The sequence below is a fragment of the Streptomyces sp. NPDC004051 genome (genome assembly GCF_053604275.1).
The window spans coordinates 83754-99273 of record NZ_JBSGHG010000004.1 but is presented as its reverse complement, the minus strand read 5'-3'; the positions used below and the strand labels follow the sequence as shown (position 1 = coordinate 99273).

General features: G+C 71.8%; 9 protein-coding genes and 2 pseudogenes. 6 read left to right on the top strand and 5 right to left on the bottom strand.

Going from position 1 to position 15520, the window contains the following annotated elements; genetic code table 11:
* Positions 1-2: 2 nt before the first annotated feature.
* The 4 genes from ACWEQO_RS07440 to ACWEQO_RS07425 form a co-directional block, all read right to left on the bottom strand.
* Positions 3-1307 carry a M20/M25/M40 family metallo-hydrolase gene (locus ACWEQO_RS07440; protein WP_452979918.1) on the bottom strand — a complete coding sequence of 435 codons (1305 nt, stop codon included), beginning with the start codon at positions 1305-1307 and terminating at the stop codon, positions 3-5.
* Positions 1300-2133, bottom strand: a complete 834-nt coding sequence (locus ACWEQO_RS07435; RefSeq protein WP_361457430.1) for a M55 family metallopeptidase — start codon at positions 2131-2133, stop codon at positions 1300-1302. Before ACWEQO_RS07435 ends, ACWEQO_RS07440 begins: the two co-directional genes overlap by 8 nt.
* Positions 2134-2287: 154 nt before the next feature.
* Complete coding sequence (locus ACWEQO_RS07430; protein ID WP_452979914.1) at positions 2288-4831, bottom strand: MFS transporter; 2544 nt, start codon at positions 4829-4831, stop codon at positions 2288-2290.
* Positions 4832-5001: 170 nt separating this feature from the next.
* Entirely contained in the window at positions 5002-5445 is a 444-nt protein-coding gene (locus tag ACWEQO_RS07425; protein WP_361457436.1) for an SRPBCC family protein, read from the bottom strand.
* A gap of 182 nt (positions 5446-5627) precedes the next feature.
* Between ACWEQO_RS07425 and ACWEQO_RS07420 the strand changes: the two are divergent.
* Together ACWEQO_RS07420 and ACWEQO_RS07415 are read left to right on the top strand one after the other, a co-directional pair.
* A pseudogene (locus ACWEQO_RS07420) lies at positions 5628-6624 on the top strand (Rv2578c family radical SAM protein); the annotation flags it as partial.
* A gap of 137 nt (positions 6625-6761) precedes the next feature.
* A complete protein-coding gene (locus ACWEQO_RS07415; protein WP_452979910.1) occupies positions 6762-8339 on the top strand; it encodes an alpha/beta hydrolase in 1578 nt (525 codons plus the stop codon).
* 123 nt (positions 8340-8462) lie between these two features.
* Here the strand turns inward: ACWEQO_RS07415 and ACWEQO_RS07410 are convergent, their stop codons facing one another.
* Positions 8463-9071, bottom strand: a complete 609-nt coding sequence (locus ACWEQO_RS07410) for an adenylosuccinate lyase (protein ID WP_452979907.1) — start codon at positions 9069-9071, stop codon at positions 8463-8465.
* A gap of 371 nt (positions 9072-9442) precedes the next feature.
* Here ACWEQO_RS07410 and ACWEQO_RS07405 point away from each other — a divergent pair, with 371 nt between their 5' ends.
* The 4 genes and pseudogenes from ACWEQO_RS07405 to ACWEQO_RS07390 form a co-directional block, all read left to right on the top strand.
* Entirely contained in the window at positions 9443-11257 is a 1815-nt protein-coding gene (locus tag ACWEQO_RS07405; RefSeq protein ID WP_452979904.1) for a 3-hydroxyacyl-CoA dehydrogenase family protein, read from the top strand.
* Positions 11258-11405: 148 nt separating this feature from the next.
* The gene (locus ACWEQO_RS07400) at positions 11406-12236 is read left to right on the top strand and encodes a TetR family transcriptional regulator (RefSeq protein WP_361457611.1); all 831 of its coding nucleotides are present in this window, start codon (positions 11406-11408) and stop codon (positions 12234-12236) included.
* Positions 12237-12700: 464 nt separating this feature from the next.
* Positions 12701-14044: a crotonyl-CoA carboxylase/reductase gene (gene ccrA / locus ACWEQO_RS07395; protein ID WP_361457448.1), complete on the top strand. Its 1344-nt coding sequence runs from the start codon at positions 12701-12703 to the stop codon at positions 14042-14044.
* Between the two features lie 10 nt (positions 14045-14054).
* Positions 14055-15404: pseudogene (locus ACWEQO_RS07390) on the top strand (methylmalonyl-CoA mutase family protein); the annotation flags it as partial.
* Between the last annotated feature and the right edge of the window lie 116 nt (positions 15405-15520).

Sequence of the window (15520 nt, the reverse complement as noted above, 5' to 3'; positions counted from 1 at the left end):
GCTCAGACCGTCCGCAGGAACCGGTCGAGGACGCGGACCCCGAAGTGGAGCGCCTCGACCGGGACCCGCTCGTCGACTCCGTGGAAGAGGGCCTGGTAGTCGAAGCCCTCCGGCAGTTTCAGCGGGGCGAACCCGTAGCCGGTGATGCCGAGGCGGGAGAACTGCTTGGCGTCCGTGCCGCCGGACATGCAGTACGGCACGGGGTGCCCCTCGGGCGCGAACTCCTGCACGGCGGCCCGCATCCGGGCGAACGTCGTCGAGTCCACCGGCGCCGTGAGGGCCGGCTCGCGGTGCTCGAACTCCCAGTCCACGTCCGGCCCGGTGAGCCGGTCCATGGTGGTGCGGAACTCGTCCTCCCAGCCGGGCAGATACCGTCCGTCGACGTAGGCCACGGCCTGCCCGGGGATCACGTTGAGCTTGTAACCGGCGTTCAGCATCGTCGGGTTGCTGCTGTTGCGGAGGGTGTGCTCGACGAGTTTCGCGGCCGGGCCCAGCTTGGCGAGCAGCATGTCCGCGTCGGACAGGTCGGGGTCGACCCCGTACAGGGCGGCCAGTTCGGTGAGCGCCGCACTGACCGTCGGGGTGAGCCGCAGTGGCCACTCGTGCTCGCCGATGCGGGTGACGGCGGCGGCCAGACGGGTCACCGCGTTCTCCCGGTTGACCTTGGAGCCGTGTCCGGCCCGCCCGCGCGCGGTCAGCTTCAGCCAGGCCGTACCGCGCTCCCCCGCGGCTATCGGGTAGAGCTGCCGGCCGGCGCCGTCGTGGACGGTGTAGGCGCCCGATTCGCTGATCCCCTCGGTGCAGCCCTCGAAGAGCGCCGCGTGCCGGTCGGCGAGGAACCCGGAGCCGTCCTCGGCACTGTCCTCCTCGTCCGCGGTGAAGGCGATCACGATGTCGCGCCGGGGCCGCACGCCCTGCCGCGCCCAGGCCCGCACCACGGCGAGAATCATCGCGTCCATGTTCTTCATGTCGACGGCGCCGCGGCCCCAGACCACCCCGTCGCGCACCTCGCCGGAGAACGGGTGCACGCTCCAGTCGGCGGCCTCGGCCGGTACGACGTCGAGGTGGCCGTGGACGAGGAGCGCGTCGGCCGTCGGGTCGGTGCCTGCCAGGCGCGCGACGACGTTGGTCCGGCCCGGGGTGCGCTCCAGCAGCACCGGCTCCAGGCCCGCCCCGGCGAGCCGCTCCGCCGCGTACTCGGCGGCGGGCCGCTCCCGGCAGTCGCCCCCGCCCCTGTTGGTGGTGTCGATCCGGATGAGTTCGGAGGTGAACGTCACGACCTCGTCCAGAGCGCGTTCGTCAGCCATACTGCTCCTCCACCGCGGCCGAGGCGATCGTGGTGACCGCCTTGAAGGTGCGGATCCCCTCGTGCATGGTCCCGCTCGTGTACGCCACCTTCCGCTCACCGGCGCGGACCACGCCCGGCACCACGGTGACGGCCATCGCCAGGTGCTCCGCGTCGAACTCCACCTCGACGGTGAAGGGACCGGCCGCCACCGGCTCCCGGCGGCCGGCCAGCGCGGCGGCCTCCTTCGCCGCGGCCCGGATGTCGGCGGCCGTCCTGGCGGGTGTGCGGCACACGGCCGCGTACCGCGACACATGGTCCTTGACCGCGACCTTCAGCGCCTCCGGCGCGTAGCCGAGGGCGTCCTCGCAGGCCACGTCGTCGCCGGTGACCAGGACGACCGGTACCCCGTACTCGGCGACGACGGCCGCGTTGAGCAGGCCCTCGCTGGCCCGTTCGCCGTTCAGCCACACTCCGGTGATGGAGTTGGCGAGGTAGGTGTGCGCGAGGACGCCCTCCATGCCGGCTCCCGCGTGGTAGCCGATGAACGCGATGCCGTCCACGTCGCCGTGCTGCACGCCCTCCACCATGGACAGCGACTTGTGCCGCCCGGTGAGCATCTCGGCCCGCTCGTCGAGCCGCTCCAGGAGCAGGTTGCGCATGCTCCAGTGGGCCTCGTTGATCAGCACCTCGTCGGCGCCGCCGTCGAAGAAGCCCCGCACGGCGGCGTCGACGTCGGAGGTGAACATGGCCCGGCAGCGCTCCCACTGCGGTGTGCCCGGCAGCACGTCGGCGGGCCAGGTGACGCCGGTGGCGCCCTCCATGTCCGCGCTGATGAGGATCTTCATGCGCTCACGCTACGTCGTGGTGCCGAAGCGCAGCCAGGCCTGTGGAAAACTCTCACCGGGCCAGACCAATGGCGGAACGGGAATCCGTCGCCCCGCTCGGTGCCACGGCCCGTGGTCAGCCCTCGTGGTCAGCCCTCGTGGTCAGCCCTCACTGTCAGTCCTCGTGGCCCAGTTGCAGGTCCCGTTCGGTGCGGCCGCCGCCGGCGACCTGGAGCACGGTGGCGACCGGCGGATAGCCGGCGGCGATGACGGTGTACTCGCCGGACGACAGGTCGACGAAGCGGAAGGTTCCGTCCGGCCCGGTGGTGAGGGTGTCGACCACGTTGCCCGCCGCGTCCAGCAGGGTCACGCGCGCGTCCTCCACGGCCCGTCCGCCGCCGGCCCGCACGGTGCCGCGCAGCACGGCGCCACCGGCCAGTTCGACGTCCTGACGGGTCTCCCGGGCGGCCTGGACGGTGACGGGGAGGGCGGCCGGGCGGAACGCGGGCGCACTCGCGGCGAGGGTGTACTCACCGGCCACCAGCTCGGTGATCTCGTAGCCGCCCTCCCGGCCGCTGCGGGTGGTGGCGACGACCTCGCCGTGGACGTTGGTCAGGGTCACGATGGCGTCCCGCACGGGTGAACCGTCGGCGGTGAGCACACAGCCGGCGAGGCGGCCCGCGCCGCCGAGGACGACGTCCAGCTCGACGGGCCGTTCGCCGACGGTCACCGAGACCGCCTGCGGCTGGTGCCCGCCCGCCGCGGCGATCAGGACGTACGCGCCCGGGCCTGGGGTGGCCAGCGCGTACCGTCCGTCGGCGCCGCTCGCGCCCCGCCCGATCTGCTGCCCGGCGACGTCGATGAGGGTGAGCGCGGCGCGCGGCACCACGGTCCCGTCCGGATGCTGGACGGTGCCGCAGACGGCGATGCCCGCGGCGTGCGGCGACCTGGCCGGCGGTACCGGCGCCGTCGTGTGCGGCGCTTGCACTGTCGGGTCGGCGGTGGGGGCGTAGTGGGACACCAGGGGTTTCTCCTTGAGGAAGAAGGTGATGAACAGACCGAGGACGAGCACCGGCACCAGGTAGAGGAAGATGCGCGGCATGGCGTCGGCGTAGGCCTGGACGTAGAGGTCGCGCAGGGCGGGCGGCAGCGCGTGCACGAGCTGCGGGGTGATCGACTCGGCGTCGGGCAGCCCCGCCCCCTCCCCCGCCGGGAGCCGCTCGGCGAGCGCGTCGGTGAGCCGGCCGGCGAAGAGGGTGCCGAAGACCGCGGCGCCGACGCTGCCGCCGATCTGCCGGAAGTAGTTGTTGGCGCTGGTGGCGGTGCCGAGGTCGCCGGGGCGCACGGAGTTCTGCACGGCGAGGACCAGTACGGGCATCACCATGCCGATGCCGGCGCCGAGGACGGCCATCCAGATGCTGTAGTGCAGCCGGGGCGTGTCGGGTTCGAGGCGGGACAGCAGCCACATGCCGGCGATGGAGAGGACGCCGCCGAGCAGGGGGTGGCTCCGGTAGCGGCCGGTCCGGCTGATGAGCTGCCCCGAGACGATGGAGGCGCCGACGATGCCGGCCATCATGGGCAGCATCAGCAGGCCCGACTCGGTGGCCGTGGCCCCGTCGACCATCTGCAGGTACGTCGGCAGGTAGCTGGCCGCGCCGAACAGGGCGACGCCGATCACCAGCCCCACCAGGGCGGTGACGTTGAAGACGGAGTCCTTGAACAGCCGGAGCGGGATGAGGGGTTCGGCGGTGAAGCGCTCGACGACGAGGAAGAGCACGGTGGCCGCCGCGCCGCCCGCGCCGAGGCCGAGGACGACGCGCGAGTCCCAGGCGTACTCGGTCCCGCCCCAACTGGTGAGCAGCACCAGGCAGGTGGAGGCCGCGGCCAGCAGCAGTGCGCCGAGGACGTCCAGCCGGGGCCTGACGGAGGGCTTGGGGAGTTTCAGCACCAGGGCGACGACGAGCAGGGTCAGCGCGCCGAAGGGCACGTTGAAGTAGAAGCACCAGCGCCATGACAGATGGTCGGTGAAGTAGCCGCCGAGCAGCGGCCCGGCGACCGAGGCGAGGCCGAAGGCGGCGCCGATCAGGCCCATGAACCGGCCGCGTTCCCGTGCTGGCACGATGTCCGCGATGATCGTCTGGACGCCGATCATCAGTCCGCCCGCGCCGACGCCCTGCACCGCGCGGCAGGCGATCAGCTGGTCCATGGTCTGTGCCCGGCCCGCGAGCGCGGAGCCGACGACGAAGACGACGATCGCGAACTGGAAGACGCCCTTGCGGCCGAACAGGTCGCCGAGTTTGCCGTAGATCGGCAGTCCGATGGTGGCGGTGAGCAGATAGGCGGTGATCGCCCAGGACATCCGGTCCAGGCCGTGCAGTTCGCCGACGATCTTCGGCAGGGCGGTGGCGACGATCATCTGCTCGAGGGCGGCGAGCAGCAGCGCCGACATCAGCGCGAAGAACACCAGCCGCACCCTGCGCCGACTCAACGCCGTTCCCGCCGAACCCTGTTCGGGCTTTGCACCGGGTGCCGCGTCGTCGTCCGGGCCGTGCTCCGCGCTGTACTCCGGACCGTGGTCCGCGCCGTGGTCCGCGCCGTACTCCACGGCCGGCTCCGGGCCCGGCCCGTGGGCCCGCTCCGGAGGCGGGCGCTCGGCCGACGGGATCGCCGCCGCGACCGGTTCGTCCTGCGTCAGAGTGATCCCGCCGGTACCGCCCACGTGCCGCTCCCCTCGTCGCGCTGCCCCACGATTCCCGCGTAAAAGCGACAACTACGAGCAAGCGCGACGAGTTACGGCACACGGAGGGCCGGCGCGGAGATCACCCGAACCGGTGAGGAGAGCGCCTCGGGAGCCAACCTCCCCTCACCACCGGCTTCTTGGAGCGACGGCTACTTCTCGACCTCGGCGGCCAGCTTGGCGAGCAGCGCGTCGTAGATGCGTCCGAGTCCCTTGGGCGCGAAGGTCCTCTCGAAGAAGCCGCCGATGCCGCCCGCACCCGTCCAGGTGGTGGTCACGACGACCCGGGACCTGCCCTCTCCGGCCGGGGTGACGCGCCAGACGGTGACCATGGAGGAGTTGCGGTCCTTCTCGACCAGCTCGCCGTCGCTCGGCTCGGTGACCTCCAGGAGGCAGTCGCGGACACGCTTGCTGGTGGCCTGGAGCTTCCAGTGGACAAGGCTGCCCTCCCCGTCGCCGCCCTCCCGGACCTCGTACTCGCTGAACTGCTCGGGCAGCAGCCTCGCGCGCGTGCCGCTGTAGTCGGCGATGGCGTCGAACACCGTCTCCGCGTCCGCCCCGACGATCCGCTCCGTAGTGGCTTCGACCTGCGCCATCGATTTCCTCCAGGACATGAGTTCTCAGGGTGCTCAAAGGGTCGGGGCAAGCCAATCACCCCCTCACCCGGCCCCCCAAATCGGAAGTCCGGAACTGATCGGGAGGGTGACCGAAGATGTCACTCACCCGATCAAGGGAACACTTGCTCCATTTCGTGGGCCAGTGCTACCGAGGAGGCGTCATGCGCCGGGAGAACCTCGCACCGGGCTCCGGGGACGGCCGGGCCGGCGCCGCGCTGTTCGGCGCGGAGGCGGTGACCACCCGTCCCTTCGACACACCGGAGTTCGCCGGGATCACGTTCCACGAGATCCGCGCCCGCTCGGTCCTCAACCGGGTGCCCGGAGCCTCCCGCGTGCCCTTCGAACGGACCGCGCACCCCCTCCTGGCTCGCATGCACGTGCGTGTACTGCTTCGCGCGCACGTCACACAGCTATCCGGACCTCGACACGGGCGTCGGCTTCGACAGCCAGATCGTGGTCAAGGTGAACGCGCCCGAGGTGCTGCGCCGCCGGCTCGCCGCCCGGCGCCGGCAGGGCGAGCCCATAGCGATGGGCACGAACGTCGACTGCTACCAGCGCGCGGAGGGCCGTTACCGGCTGATGCCGGGCATCCTCGCCGCGCTGCGCGACCTGGAGCTGCTGCGGCAGGCGGCCCGGGCCACCGACATCGGCGTCCCGGTCTCCGTGGGCTTCACCGACGCCGAGCTGTGGCGCACGGTGGAGCCGGGCACGCCCGCACCGGAACGCAGGCTGGAGGTCGTGCGGACGCTCACCGTGCACGGTATCGGCTGCGGGGTCCTGATGGCGCCGGTGATCCCGTTCCTGGGTGACCGCCCGGAGCAACTGCGGGCCACCGTGCGGGCGATCGCCGCGTCGGGCGCCACCGCCGTCACACCGCTGGTGCTGCACCTGCGGCCGGGCGCCCGCGAGTGGTTCACGTCCTGGCTCGGGCAGCACCACCCGCACCTGGTGAGCCGGTACGAGCGGCTGTACGCGGCGGGCGCCTACGCCCCGAAGTGGTACCAGCGCCGGGTCACCCGTCAGCTGCACGACCTGGCCCGGGAGTACGGCATCGGCCCCGCCCGCACGGAGCTGCCCCACCGCGTCCGGCCCACCGGGACGGCCGAACCGCCGCTCCCCGGCTCCCCCGGGACCGGCCCGACCCGACTCTCCCTCCTTCAGACGCGTTCGAGGGCATCGGGCAACCCGATCGGGTCAGGAGTCGGGAGAACGCGTTCATCCGGGGGCGCATTCCGGGACGATGCCGCGTGGACCGCGAGTCCGCGGTCCACCGACCCCCCGCCCTGGGAGGCCCCATGAGGAAGCGCGCAGCAGTGCTGTGCAGTGCCGCCGCCGTCGTGGCCGGGAGCCTGACGGCCCTGCCCGCCGAAGCGGCCGCACCGAGCGGCGCCGACGCGTTCCGCGCGGTGAAGCCGGTGTGGAAGGAGTGCGGCACCAAGAGCCATCCGACGCTGCAGTGCGCGTCCGTCGAAGTGCCGCTCGACCACGCCCGCCCCGACGGGCGGAGGATCACGCTCGCGCTGTCCCGCGTACCGCACACCGCGAAGACGTACCAGGGGCCTCTCCTGGTGAACCCGGGCGGCCCCGGCGGCAGCGGGCTGACGCTCGCCGGGTTCGTCGCGGCCTCGCTGCCGAAGGAGGTGGCCGCCCAGTACGACGTGATCGGCTTCGACCCGCGCGGTGTGGGAGCGAGCGAGCCCGCGCTGGACTGCGCGCCGGGCCACTTCGGCCCGGTGCGGCCGAACCCGGTGCCGAGCACACCCGCGGTGGAGCTGGCCAACCTCGAGCGCGTGAAGTCGTTCGCCGACGCCTGCGGCAAGAAGCACGCGGATCTGCTGCCGCACGTGAACACGGTCAGCGCGGCCCGCGACCTGGACGTGATCCGTCAGGCGCTGGACGCGCAGCAGATCAGTTACTTCGGCTACTCCTACGGCACCTACCTGGGCGCCGTGTACGCCAAGCTGTTCCCGGAGCGGGTGCGGCGCCTGGTCCTGGACTCGATCGTCGACCCCACCGAGGTGTGGTACGACTCCAACCTGAACCAGGACCGCGCCTTCGACGAGCGCCACCGCGCCCTCATGGACTGGATCGCCGAGCACGACGCCACGTACGGGCTCGGCACCGACGCGCGGAAGATCGAGGCCGAGTGGTACGCGATGCGCGCGGCCCTGGCCGAGGAACCCGCCGACGGCAAGGTGGGCGCCGCCGAGCTGGAGGACACCTTCCTCCCGGGCGGCTACTACAACGGCTACTGGCCCTACCTGGCGGAGGCGTTCGCGGCGTATGCGAACGAGGGCGACGCCGAGCCGCTGATCCGGACCCACGAGGCCTTCGGCGCGGTCGACGCCGCCGGCGACAACGGCTACAGCGTCTACACGGCGGTCGAGTGCCGGGACGCGTCCTGGCCGCGGGACTGGCGGCAGTGGCGCAAGGACACCTGGGAAGTGCACGAGGAGGCGCCGTTCATGACCTGGAACAACGCCTGGTACAACGCACCGTGCGCGTTCTGGCCGGCCGGGTCGCTGCGGCCGGTGGACATCGCCAACGGGAAGCTGCCCCCGGCGCTGCTGTTCCAGGCCACCGACGACGCGGCCACCCCGTACCGGGGCGGTGCGACGGTCCACCGGCTGCTCGCCCGTTCCAGCCTGGTGGTCGAGGAGGGCGGCGGCAACCACGGCATCACGCTGAGCGGCAGCGCCTGCCTCGACGGGCATCTGGCGGCGTATCTGACCGACGGGACCGTGCCACGCGGTTCCGGTCGGGCCGACGCGGTGTGCGCCGCCCTGCCCGATCCGACGCCGCGGACGTCGAAGGCGACGCCGAGCACGGCACGCGGAGCGACCCTGCACGGCCTGCTCGGCTTCCGCCGCTGAGCCGCTGAGCCGCTGAGCCGCAGAATCGCTGAGCCGCGGAGTCGCAGAGCCGCGGAGCAGACGAGCAGCCGACGGGCCGACCGGGCCGGGCCGCGTCGATGTCGGCGCCCCTCGGTCGGCCCGCTACCCCTGGCCGGGAATGCGCGGTCCGGGGGCCCGGCGCCGCCGGGGGATCCGGGCCAGGGCGTGGACCGCCGCCTCGGCCAGCGCCGGGTGGGCGAGGGCCTCGTTCAGGACGGGTTCGGCGCGGGCGTCGCCGAGTTCGCCCAGTCCGTCCACACACGCGAGGGCGACCCGGCGGTACGGGTCGTGGGGGCGCAGCCGGCGCCGCAGGGTGGTGATCAGGGCGGGCACCGCCTCCGGGGCGCGCAGTTCGACCAGCAGGCGTACCGGGTGCAGGGCGTAGGCGACACGGAGTTCGTTGGTGGCGAGCGCGGCGGCGGCGCGGGCGGTGCGCGGATCGCCGAGCCGGGCCAGCGCGTACGCGGCGGTGGCGCAGCGCGGGGGGTCGCGGTGGTTGAGGAGGAGCACCAGGGACTCGAAGGCCCGCCGGTCCCCCGCCAACCCCAGCCGGAAGGCGGCCAGTTCCCTGGTCCACAGCGGTTGTCCGGGTTCGGTGAGCACGGCGGCCAGGGCGTCGGGGTCCTCGACCGCCAGGAGCCGGTCGAGGGCCGCCGGGCCGGACGCCTCGGCCCGTAAGCGCTCCGTGAGCGAACGCAACTCTTCGTCCATGCACCAGAGGTTAGGGGTCGGGAGGGCCGGCCGGGACGTACATCACAAACACCGGGGGCTGGCGCGCTCGTTACCCGCAAGTTAAGCTCAGAAGAGCGAGTGACCCGCTCGTGTTTCTGTTTCTCCTCACGGTGGTCCGGTGACGCGGCCACGGTGAGCGCAGTCGGTTCGGTACTCGTGTACCGCAGTACGGCTCGGCCCCGGGACAGGGCCGGTCGGACCGCCGTTTCCGGGCGTGCACGCGCCCGCCGCGACGGCACCGGGCGTGTGCGCCAGCAGCCCGGCATCACCCGCACTCCGCACGCACCCCGTGCGCCCTCGGCGCATCCGGGCGCGGTTTCCGTCGTCACCCTCTTTTCTGGAGTCCCTCGATGGCCACTCCCCTGTCCCCCCGTTCCGGCGCTCCCGCGTCCCCGTTCAGCACCGTCGCCGTCGTCGGCCTCGGCACCATGGGCACCGGCATCGCCGAGGTCCTGGCCAAGACCGGCCGTACGGTCGTCGGCGTCGACATCAGTGCGGCCCAGGCCGCGCGGTGCGTCGCCGCACTGGAGTCCTCGACCGCCCGCGCCGTGGAGCGCGGACGGCTCACCGCGCAGGAGCGCACGGACCTCCTCGCCCGCGTGACCACCTCGACCGACCTCACCGCGGCGGCCGACGCCGACCTGGTGATCGAGGTGGTGCCGGAGTCGTACGGGATCAAGCAGCAGGTCTTCCGTGAACTCGACGCCGTCGTGCGGCCGGAGACGATTCTGGCGACCGGCACCAACGCCCTGTCGGTCACCCGCCTGGCCGCCGAATCGGCCCGCCCCGAGCGGGTGCTGGGCCTGCACTTCTTCAACCCCGCCCCGGCGATGAAGCTGGTGGAGGTCGTCTCCTCGGTGCTGACCGCGCCGGAGGCGGTCACCGCGGTCACCGACCTCGCGCTGGACCTGGGCAAGGAGCCCGTCGCGGTGGGCGACCGGCCCGGATTCGTCGCCGACGGGCTGCTGTTCGGCTATCTCAACCAGGCCGCCACGATGTACGAGGCGCACTACGCCTCCCGCGAGGACATCGACGCGGCGATGCGGCTGGGCTGCGGTCTGCCCATGGGTCCGCTGGCGCTGCTCGACCTGATCGGCGTGGACACCGCGCGTACGGTCCTGGAGGCCATGTACGCGGAGTCCCACGACCGGTTGCACGCACCGGCCCCGATCCTCAAGCAGCTGAGCGAGGCGGGGCTGACGGGCCGCAAGGCCGGGCGCGGTTTCTACACGTACGAGGAACCGGGCAGTGCCGTCGTCGTGCGGGACGCGCTGACCCCCCTGACGGGCGGTTCCCCCGTCGCGGGCCGGCCGGTCCGCTCGGTGGGGGTGGCGGGTTCGGGCACCATGGCCTCCGGTATCGCCGAGGTGTTCGCGAAGGCCGGTTACGAGGTGGTCCTGGCCGCCCGCAGCGACGAGAAGGCACAGGGTGCCAAGGCGCGTGTCGGCACGTCCCTGGCGCGCTCCGTCGACAAGGGGCGGATGACCGCCGAGGCCGCCGCCCGGGCCCTCGAGCGCATCCGGCCGACGGGCACCTACGACGACTTCGCCGACGTGGACCTGGCGGTCGAGGCGGTCGCCGAGGAACTGGAGGTCAAGCAGCAGCTGTTCGCCGCGCTGGACAAGGTCTGCAAGCCGGGCGCGGTGCTCGCCACCACCACCTCGTCCCTGCCCGTGATCGCCTGTGCCCGGGCCACCTCGCGTCCGCAGGACGTGATCGGCATGCACTTCTTCAACCCGGCGCCGGCCATGAAGCTGGTCGAGGTGGTCCGCACGGTGCTGACCGCCGACGACGTCCACGCGACGGTGCACGAGGTCTGCCGGACGATCCGCAAACACGCCGTGGACTGCGGCGACCGGGCCGGGTTCATCGTCAACGCGCTGCTGTTCCCGTATCTCAACAACGCGGTCAAGATGGTGCAGGAGCACTACGCCTCCCTGGACGACATCGACGCCGCGATGAAGCTGGGCGGCGGCTATCCGATGGGCCCCTTCGAGCTGCTGGACGTCGTCGGGCTGGACGTCTCGCTCGCGATCGAGAAGGTCCTGCACCGCGAGTTCCGCGACCCGGGGCTCGCCCCGGCGCCGCTGCTGGAGCACCTGGTGGCCGCGGGCTGCCTCGGCCGCAAGACCGGCCGAGGCTTCCGCGAACATGCCAAGCGCTGAGCAGCCCCGCCTGGACGACTGGTTCCGCGGTGCCGCCCAGTGGGGCGGGCTGCTGGATCCCGGCCGGTTCGCGCGGCCCACGGGCCGCACGGCTTCCCCGCCCCCGAAGGGCGGGGAAGCCGCAGGTCCCGCGCGCGGGGCCGCGCCCATGCAGTACGTTCGGGGCATGTCCCAGCCCGCCAAGTCCGCCCGTACACCAGCCACGACCGAGCCGCCGGAGCGTTCCGCAGGCAGTCGCGCAGCCGCCCAGCGGCTCAAGATGCGCCGGGAACTGGCGGCCGCCGCGATGGAGCTGTTCGCGACCAAGGGGTACGAGGCCACCACCGTCGACGAGATCGCGGCCGCGGCCGGGGTCGCCCGCCGCACCTTCTTCCGGCACTTCCGCTCCAAGGAAGAGGCGATCTTCCCGGACCACGACGACACCCTGGTGCGCGCCGAGGCGGTGCTCAACGCCGCGCCGGCCCACGAGCATCCGCTCGACACGGTGTGCCGCGGCATCAAGGAGGTCATGCGGATGTACGCGGCGCGGCCGGAGATCTCGGTCGCCCGCTACCGGTTGACGCGCGAGGTGCCCACGCTGCGCGAGGCCGAGATCGCCTCGGTGGCCCGTTACGAGCGTCTCTTCACCCGCTATCTGCTCGGCCACTTCGACGAGCACGCGAACGACGAGGACACCGGCGACGAGCCGCTGTTGGCGGAGGTCGCGGCGTCCGCCGTGGTCACCGCGCACAACCACGTGCTCCGGCGCTGGCTCAGGGCGGACGGCCAGGGCGATGTGGAGGCGGAGCTCGACCACGCCTTCTCGATCGTGCGCAGGACGTTCGGGAGCGGGATCCTGGCGGGCCGCCGCGCCGCGCCGCCGAAGCCGCCCGCCGCGTCGGTCTCCGACCGGGGTGAGGTGCTGGTGACGGTCGCCCGTACCGACGCCCCTCTCGACGAGGTGATGCGGACCATCGAACAGGCCCTGAAGGAGCACTGAGGGAGCACCGAGCGGGCGCCGAGGGCCCCGCGGCGCCCGCTGAGCGCCTCTCTCCGCTTGTGATGACGGCCACCCCACGGGGTGGCCGTTTTGCCATGTCGGAGCCCCTTTTGACGTCCCCTCCGCACACCATTCGATCGATCATCGCTCATTTGTCACGTAAAGATTTCATCTGAGACCGATTACTGGCACCCAGTGCCTTGCGCCCTGTCACGCCGTGCCATACGTTGAAGGTGTCCGGGCGGCCGGCGCGCAGAGACCATACGTGCGCCGGCTGTCCCAGCAAGCCTCTCCCAGGCCTGCCCGCCCGGACGCCTGCGTCACAGGCACCTCCCGCGCCACAAAGCGCTGTCGAAGCACCACCCCCGCCGAACCGACGGCACCCCCTCGAACCCTCAGCAGCACCGACGTAACCCTCAGCGCCCCCTCCCTCAACAGGGCCGCTCATCGCCGGAGGCAACACCGTGACCGTCAAGGACATCCTGGCCGCGATCCAGTCGCCCGACTCCACGTCGGAGGACTTCGCCGCCCTGCCGCTGCCCGAGTCGTACCGTGCGATCACCGTGCACAAGGACGAGACGGAGATGTTCTCCGGGCTCGCCACCCGCGACAAGGACCCCCGCAAGTCGATCCACCTCGACGACGTGCCCGTGCCCGAACTCGGCCCGGGTGAGGCCCTGGTGGCCGTCATGGCCTCCTCGGTCAACTACAACTCGGTGTGGACCTCGATCTTCGAGCCGATGTCGACGTTCGGCTTCCTGGAGCGCTACGGCAAGGTCAGCGAGCTCACCAGGCGCCACGACCTGCCGTACCACGTCATCGGCTCCGACCTCGCGGGCGTCGTCCTGCGCACCGGCCCCGGCGTCAACGCCTGGCGGCCCGGCGACGAGGTCGTCGCGCACTGCCTCTCCGTCGAGCTGGAGTCCTCCGACGGACACAACGACACGATGCTCGACCCCGAGCAGCGCATCTGGGGCTTCGAGACCAACTTCGGCGGCCTCGCCGAGATCGCCCTGGTCAAGTCCAACCAGCTGATGCCCAAGCCGGGCCACCTCAGCTGGGAGGAGGCCGCCGCCCCGGGCCTGGTCAACTCCACCGCCTACCGCCAGCTGGTCTCCCGCAACGGCGCCCAGATGAAGCAGGGCGACAACGTGCTGATCTGGGGCGCGAGCGGCGGCCTGGGCTCGTACGCCACCCAGTTCGCGCTGGCCGGCGGCGCCACCCCGATCTGCGTCGTCTCCAGCGAGCAGAAGGCCGAGATCTGCCGGAGGATGGGCGCCGAGCTGATCATCGACCGCAGCGCCGAGGACTACAAGTTCTGGTCGGACGAGCACACCCAGAACCCGCGCGAGTGGAAGCGCCTCGGCAAGCGCATCCGCGAACTCACCGGCGGCGAGGACGTCGACATCGTCTTCGAGCACCCGGGCCGCGAGACCTTCGGCGCCTCCGTGTACGTCACGCGCAAGGGCGGCACCATCGTCACCTGCGCGTCGACCTCCGGCTACGACCACCAGTACGACAACCGCTACCTGTGGATGTCGCTGAAGCGGATCATCGGCTCCCACTTCGCCAACTACCGCGAGGCCTGGGAGGCCAACCGCCTCATCGCCAAGGGCAAGATCCACCCGACGCTCTCCAAGGTGTACTCCCTGGAGGACACCGGCCAGGCCGCGTACGACGTGCACCGCAACCTGCACCAGGGCAAGGTCGGCGTGCTGTGCCTGGCCCCCGAGGAGGGCCTGGGCGTGCGCGACGAGGAGATGCGCGCGCGGCACGTCGACGCCATCAACCGCTTCCGGAACGTCTGAGGGCCGTCGGATGACAGAGCGTCAGAGCGCGCCGCAGGCGCGAAGGGAACGGGACCGGCCGTGGCTCATGCGCACGTACGCCGGTCACTCCACGGCCGAGGCGTCCAACGAGCTGTACCGGCGCAACCTCGCCAAGGGGCAGACGGGCCTGTCGGTCGCCTTCGACCTGCCGACCCAGACCGGGTACGACTCCGACCACGTCCTCGCCCGCGGCGAGGTCGGCCGGGTCGGCGTGCCGATCGCCCACCTCGGTGACATGCGCCGGCTGTTCCAGGACATCCCCCTGGAGCAGATGAACACCTCGATGACGATCAACGCCACGGCCATGTGGCTGCTGGCGCTCTACCAGGTCGTCGCGGAGGAGCAGGGCGCGGACGTCAGCAAGCTCCAGGGCACGACCCAGAACGACATCGTCAAGGAGTACCTGTCCCGGGGGACGCACGTCTTCCCGCCCGGGCCCTCGCTCCGCCTGACGACGGACATGATCGCGTACACGGTCTCCCACATGCCCAAGTGGAACCCGATCAACATCTGCAGCTACCACCTGCAGGAGGCGGGCGCCACGCCGGTGCAGGAGATCGCGTACGCGATGTCCACCGCGATCGCCGTGCTGGACGCGGTGCGCGACAGCGGCCAGGTGCCGCAGGAGCGCATGGGCGACGTCGTCGGCCGCATCTCCTTCTTCGTGAACGCGGGCGTCCGCTTCGTCGAGGAGATGTGCAAGATGCGCGCCTTCGGCCGGATCTGGGACCGCATCACCCGTGAGCGGTACGGCATCGAGAACCCCAAGCACCGCCGCTTCCGCTACGGCGTCCAGGTCAACTCCCTGGGCCTGACCGAGGCGCAGCCGGAGAACAACGTCCAGCGGATCGTGCTGGAGATGCTGGCGGTCACCCTCTCCAAGGACGCCCGCGCGCGTGCCGTGCAGCTGCCGGCCTGGAACGAGGCGCTGGGCCTGCCCCGGCCCTGGGACCAGCAGTGGTCGCTGCGCATCCAGCAGGTGCTGGCGCACGAGAGCGACCTGCTGGAGTACGAGGACATCTTCGAGGGCTCGAAGGTGATCGAGGCGAAGGTCGGCGAGCTGGTCGAGTCGGCGTTCGCGGAGATCGAGCGCATCCAGGAGATGGGCGGCGCGATGGCCGCCGTCGAGTCCGGCTACCTGAAGTCGCAGCTGGTCGCCTCGCACGCCGAGCGCCGGGCCCGGATCGAGTCGGGCCAGGAGAAGATCATCGGCGTCAACGCCTTCGAGGGCACCGAGCCGAACCCGCTGACCGCCGACCTGGACACCGCGATCCAGACGGTCGACCCGGCGGTGGAGGCACAGGTTGTGCAAGCCCTGCACGAATGGCGTCGCAATGCTGATAAAGTCGCCTTGTCCGACAACGGAGTTGGCGGGCCTACCGCCGGGCAGGCGGAAAGTGACGCCTGTGGAGGCTTGTGTAAGACCGCGCCCTTCGGGGAGCGGCAGAAGCCCGT

What these genes read in the sequence shown, in the direction of transcription:
- ACWEQO_RS07405 (WP_452979904.1), top strand. Translation starts at nt 9,443, where the DNA reads ATGGCCACTCCCCTGTCCCCCCGTTCCGGCGCTCCCGCGTCCCCGTTC.
- ACWEQO_RS07425 (WP_361457436.1), bottom strand. Translation starts at nt 5,445, where the DNA reads ATGGCGCAGGTCGAAGCCACTACGGAGCGGATCGTCGGGGCGGACGCG.
- ACWEQO_RS07440 (WP_452979918.1), bottom strand. Translation starts at nt 1,307, where the DNA reads ATGGCTGACGAACGCGCTCTGGACGAGGTCGTGACGTTCACCTCCGAA.
- ACWEQO_RS07435 (WP_361457430.1), bottom strand. Translation starts at nt 2,133, where the DNA reads ATGAAGATCCTCATCAGCGCGGACATGGAGGGCGCCACCGGCGTCACC.
- ACWEQO_RS07400 (WP_361457611.1), top strand. Translation starts at nt 11,406, where the DNA reads ATGCAGTACGTTCGGGGCATGTCCCAGCCCGCCAAGTCCGCCCGTACA.
- ACWEQO_RS07415 (WP_452979910.1), top strand. Translation starts at nt 6,762, where the DNA reads ATGAGGAAGCGCGCAGCAGTGCTGTGCAGTGCCGCCGCCGTCGTGGCC.
- ACWEQO_RS07410 (WP_452979907.1), bottom strand. Translation starts at nt 9,071, where the DNA reads ATGGACGAAGAGTTGCGTTCGCTCACGGAGCGCTTACGGGCCGAGGCG.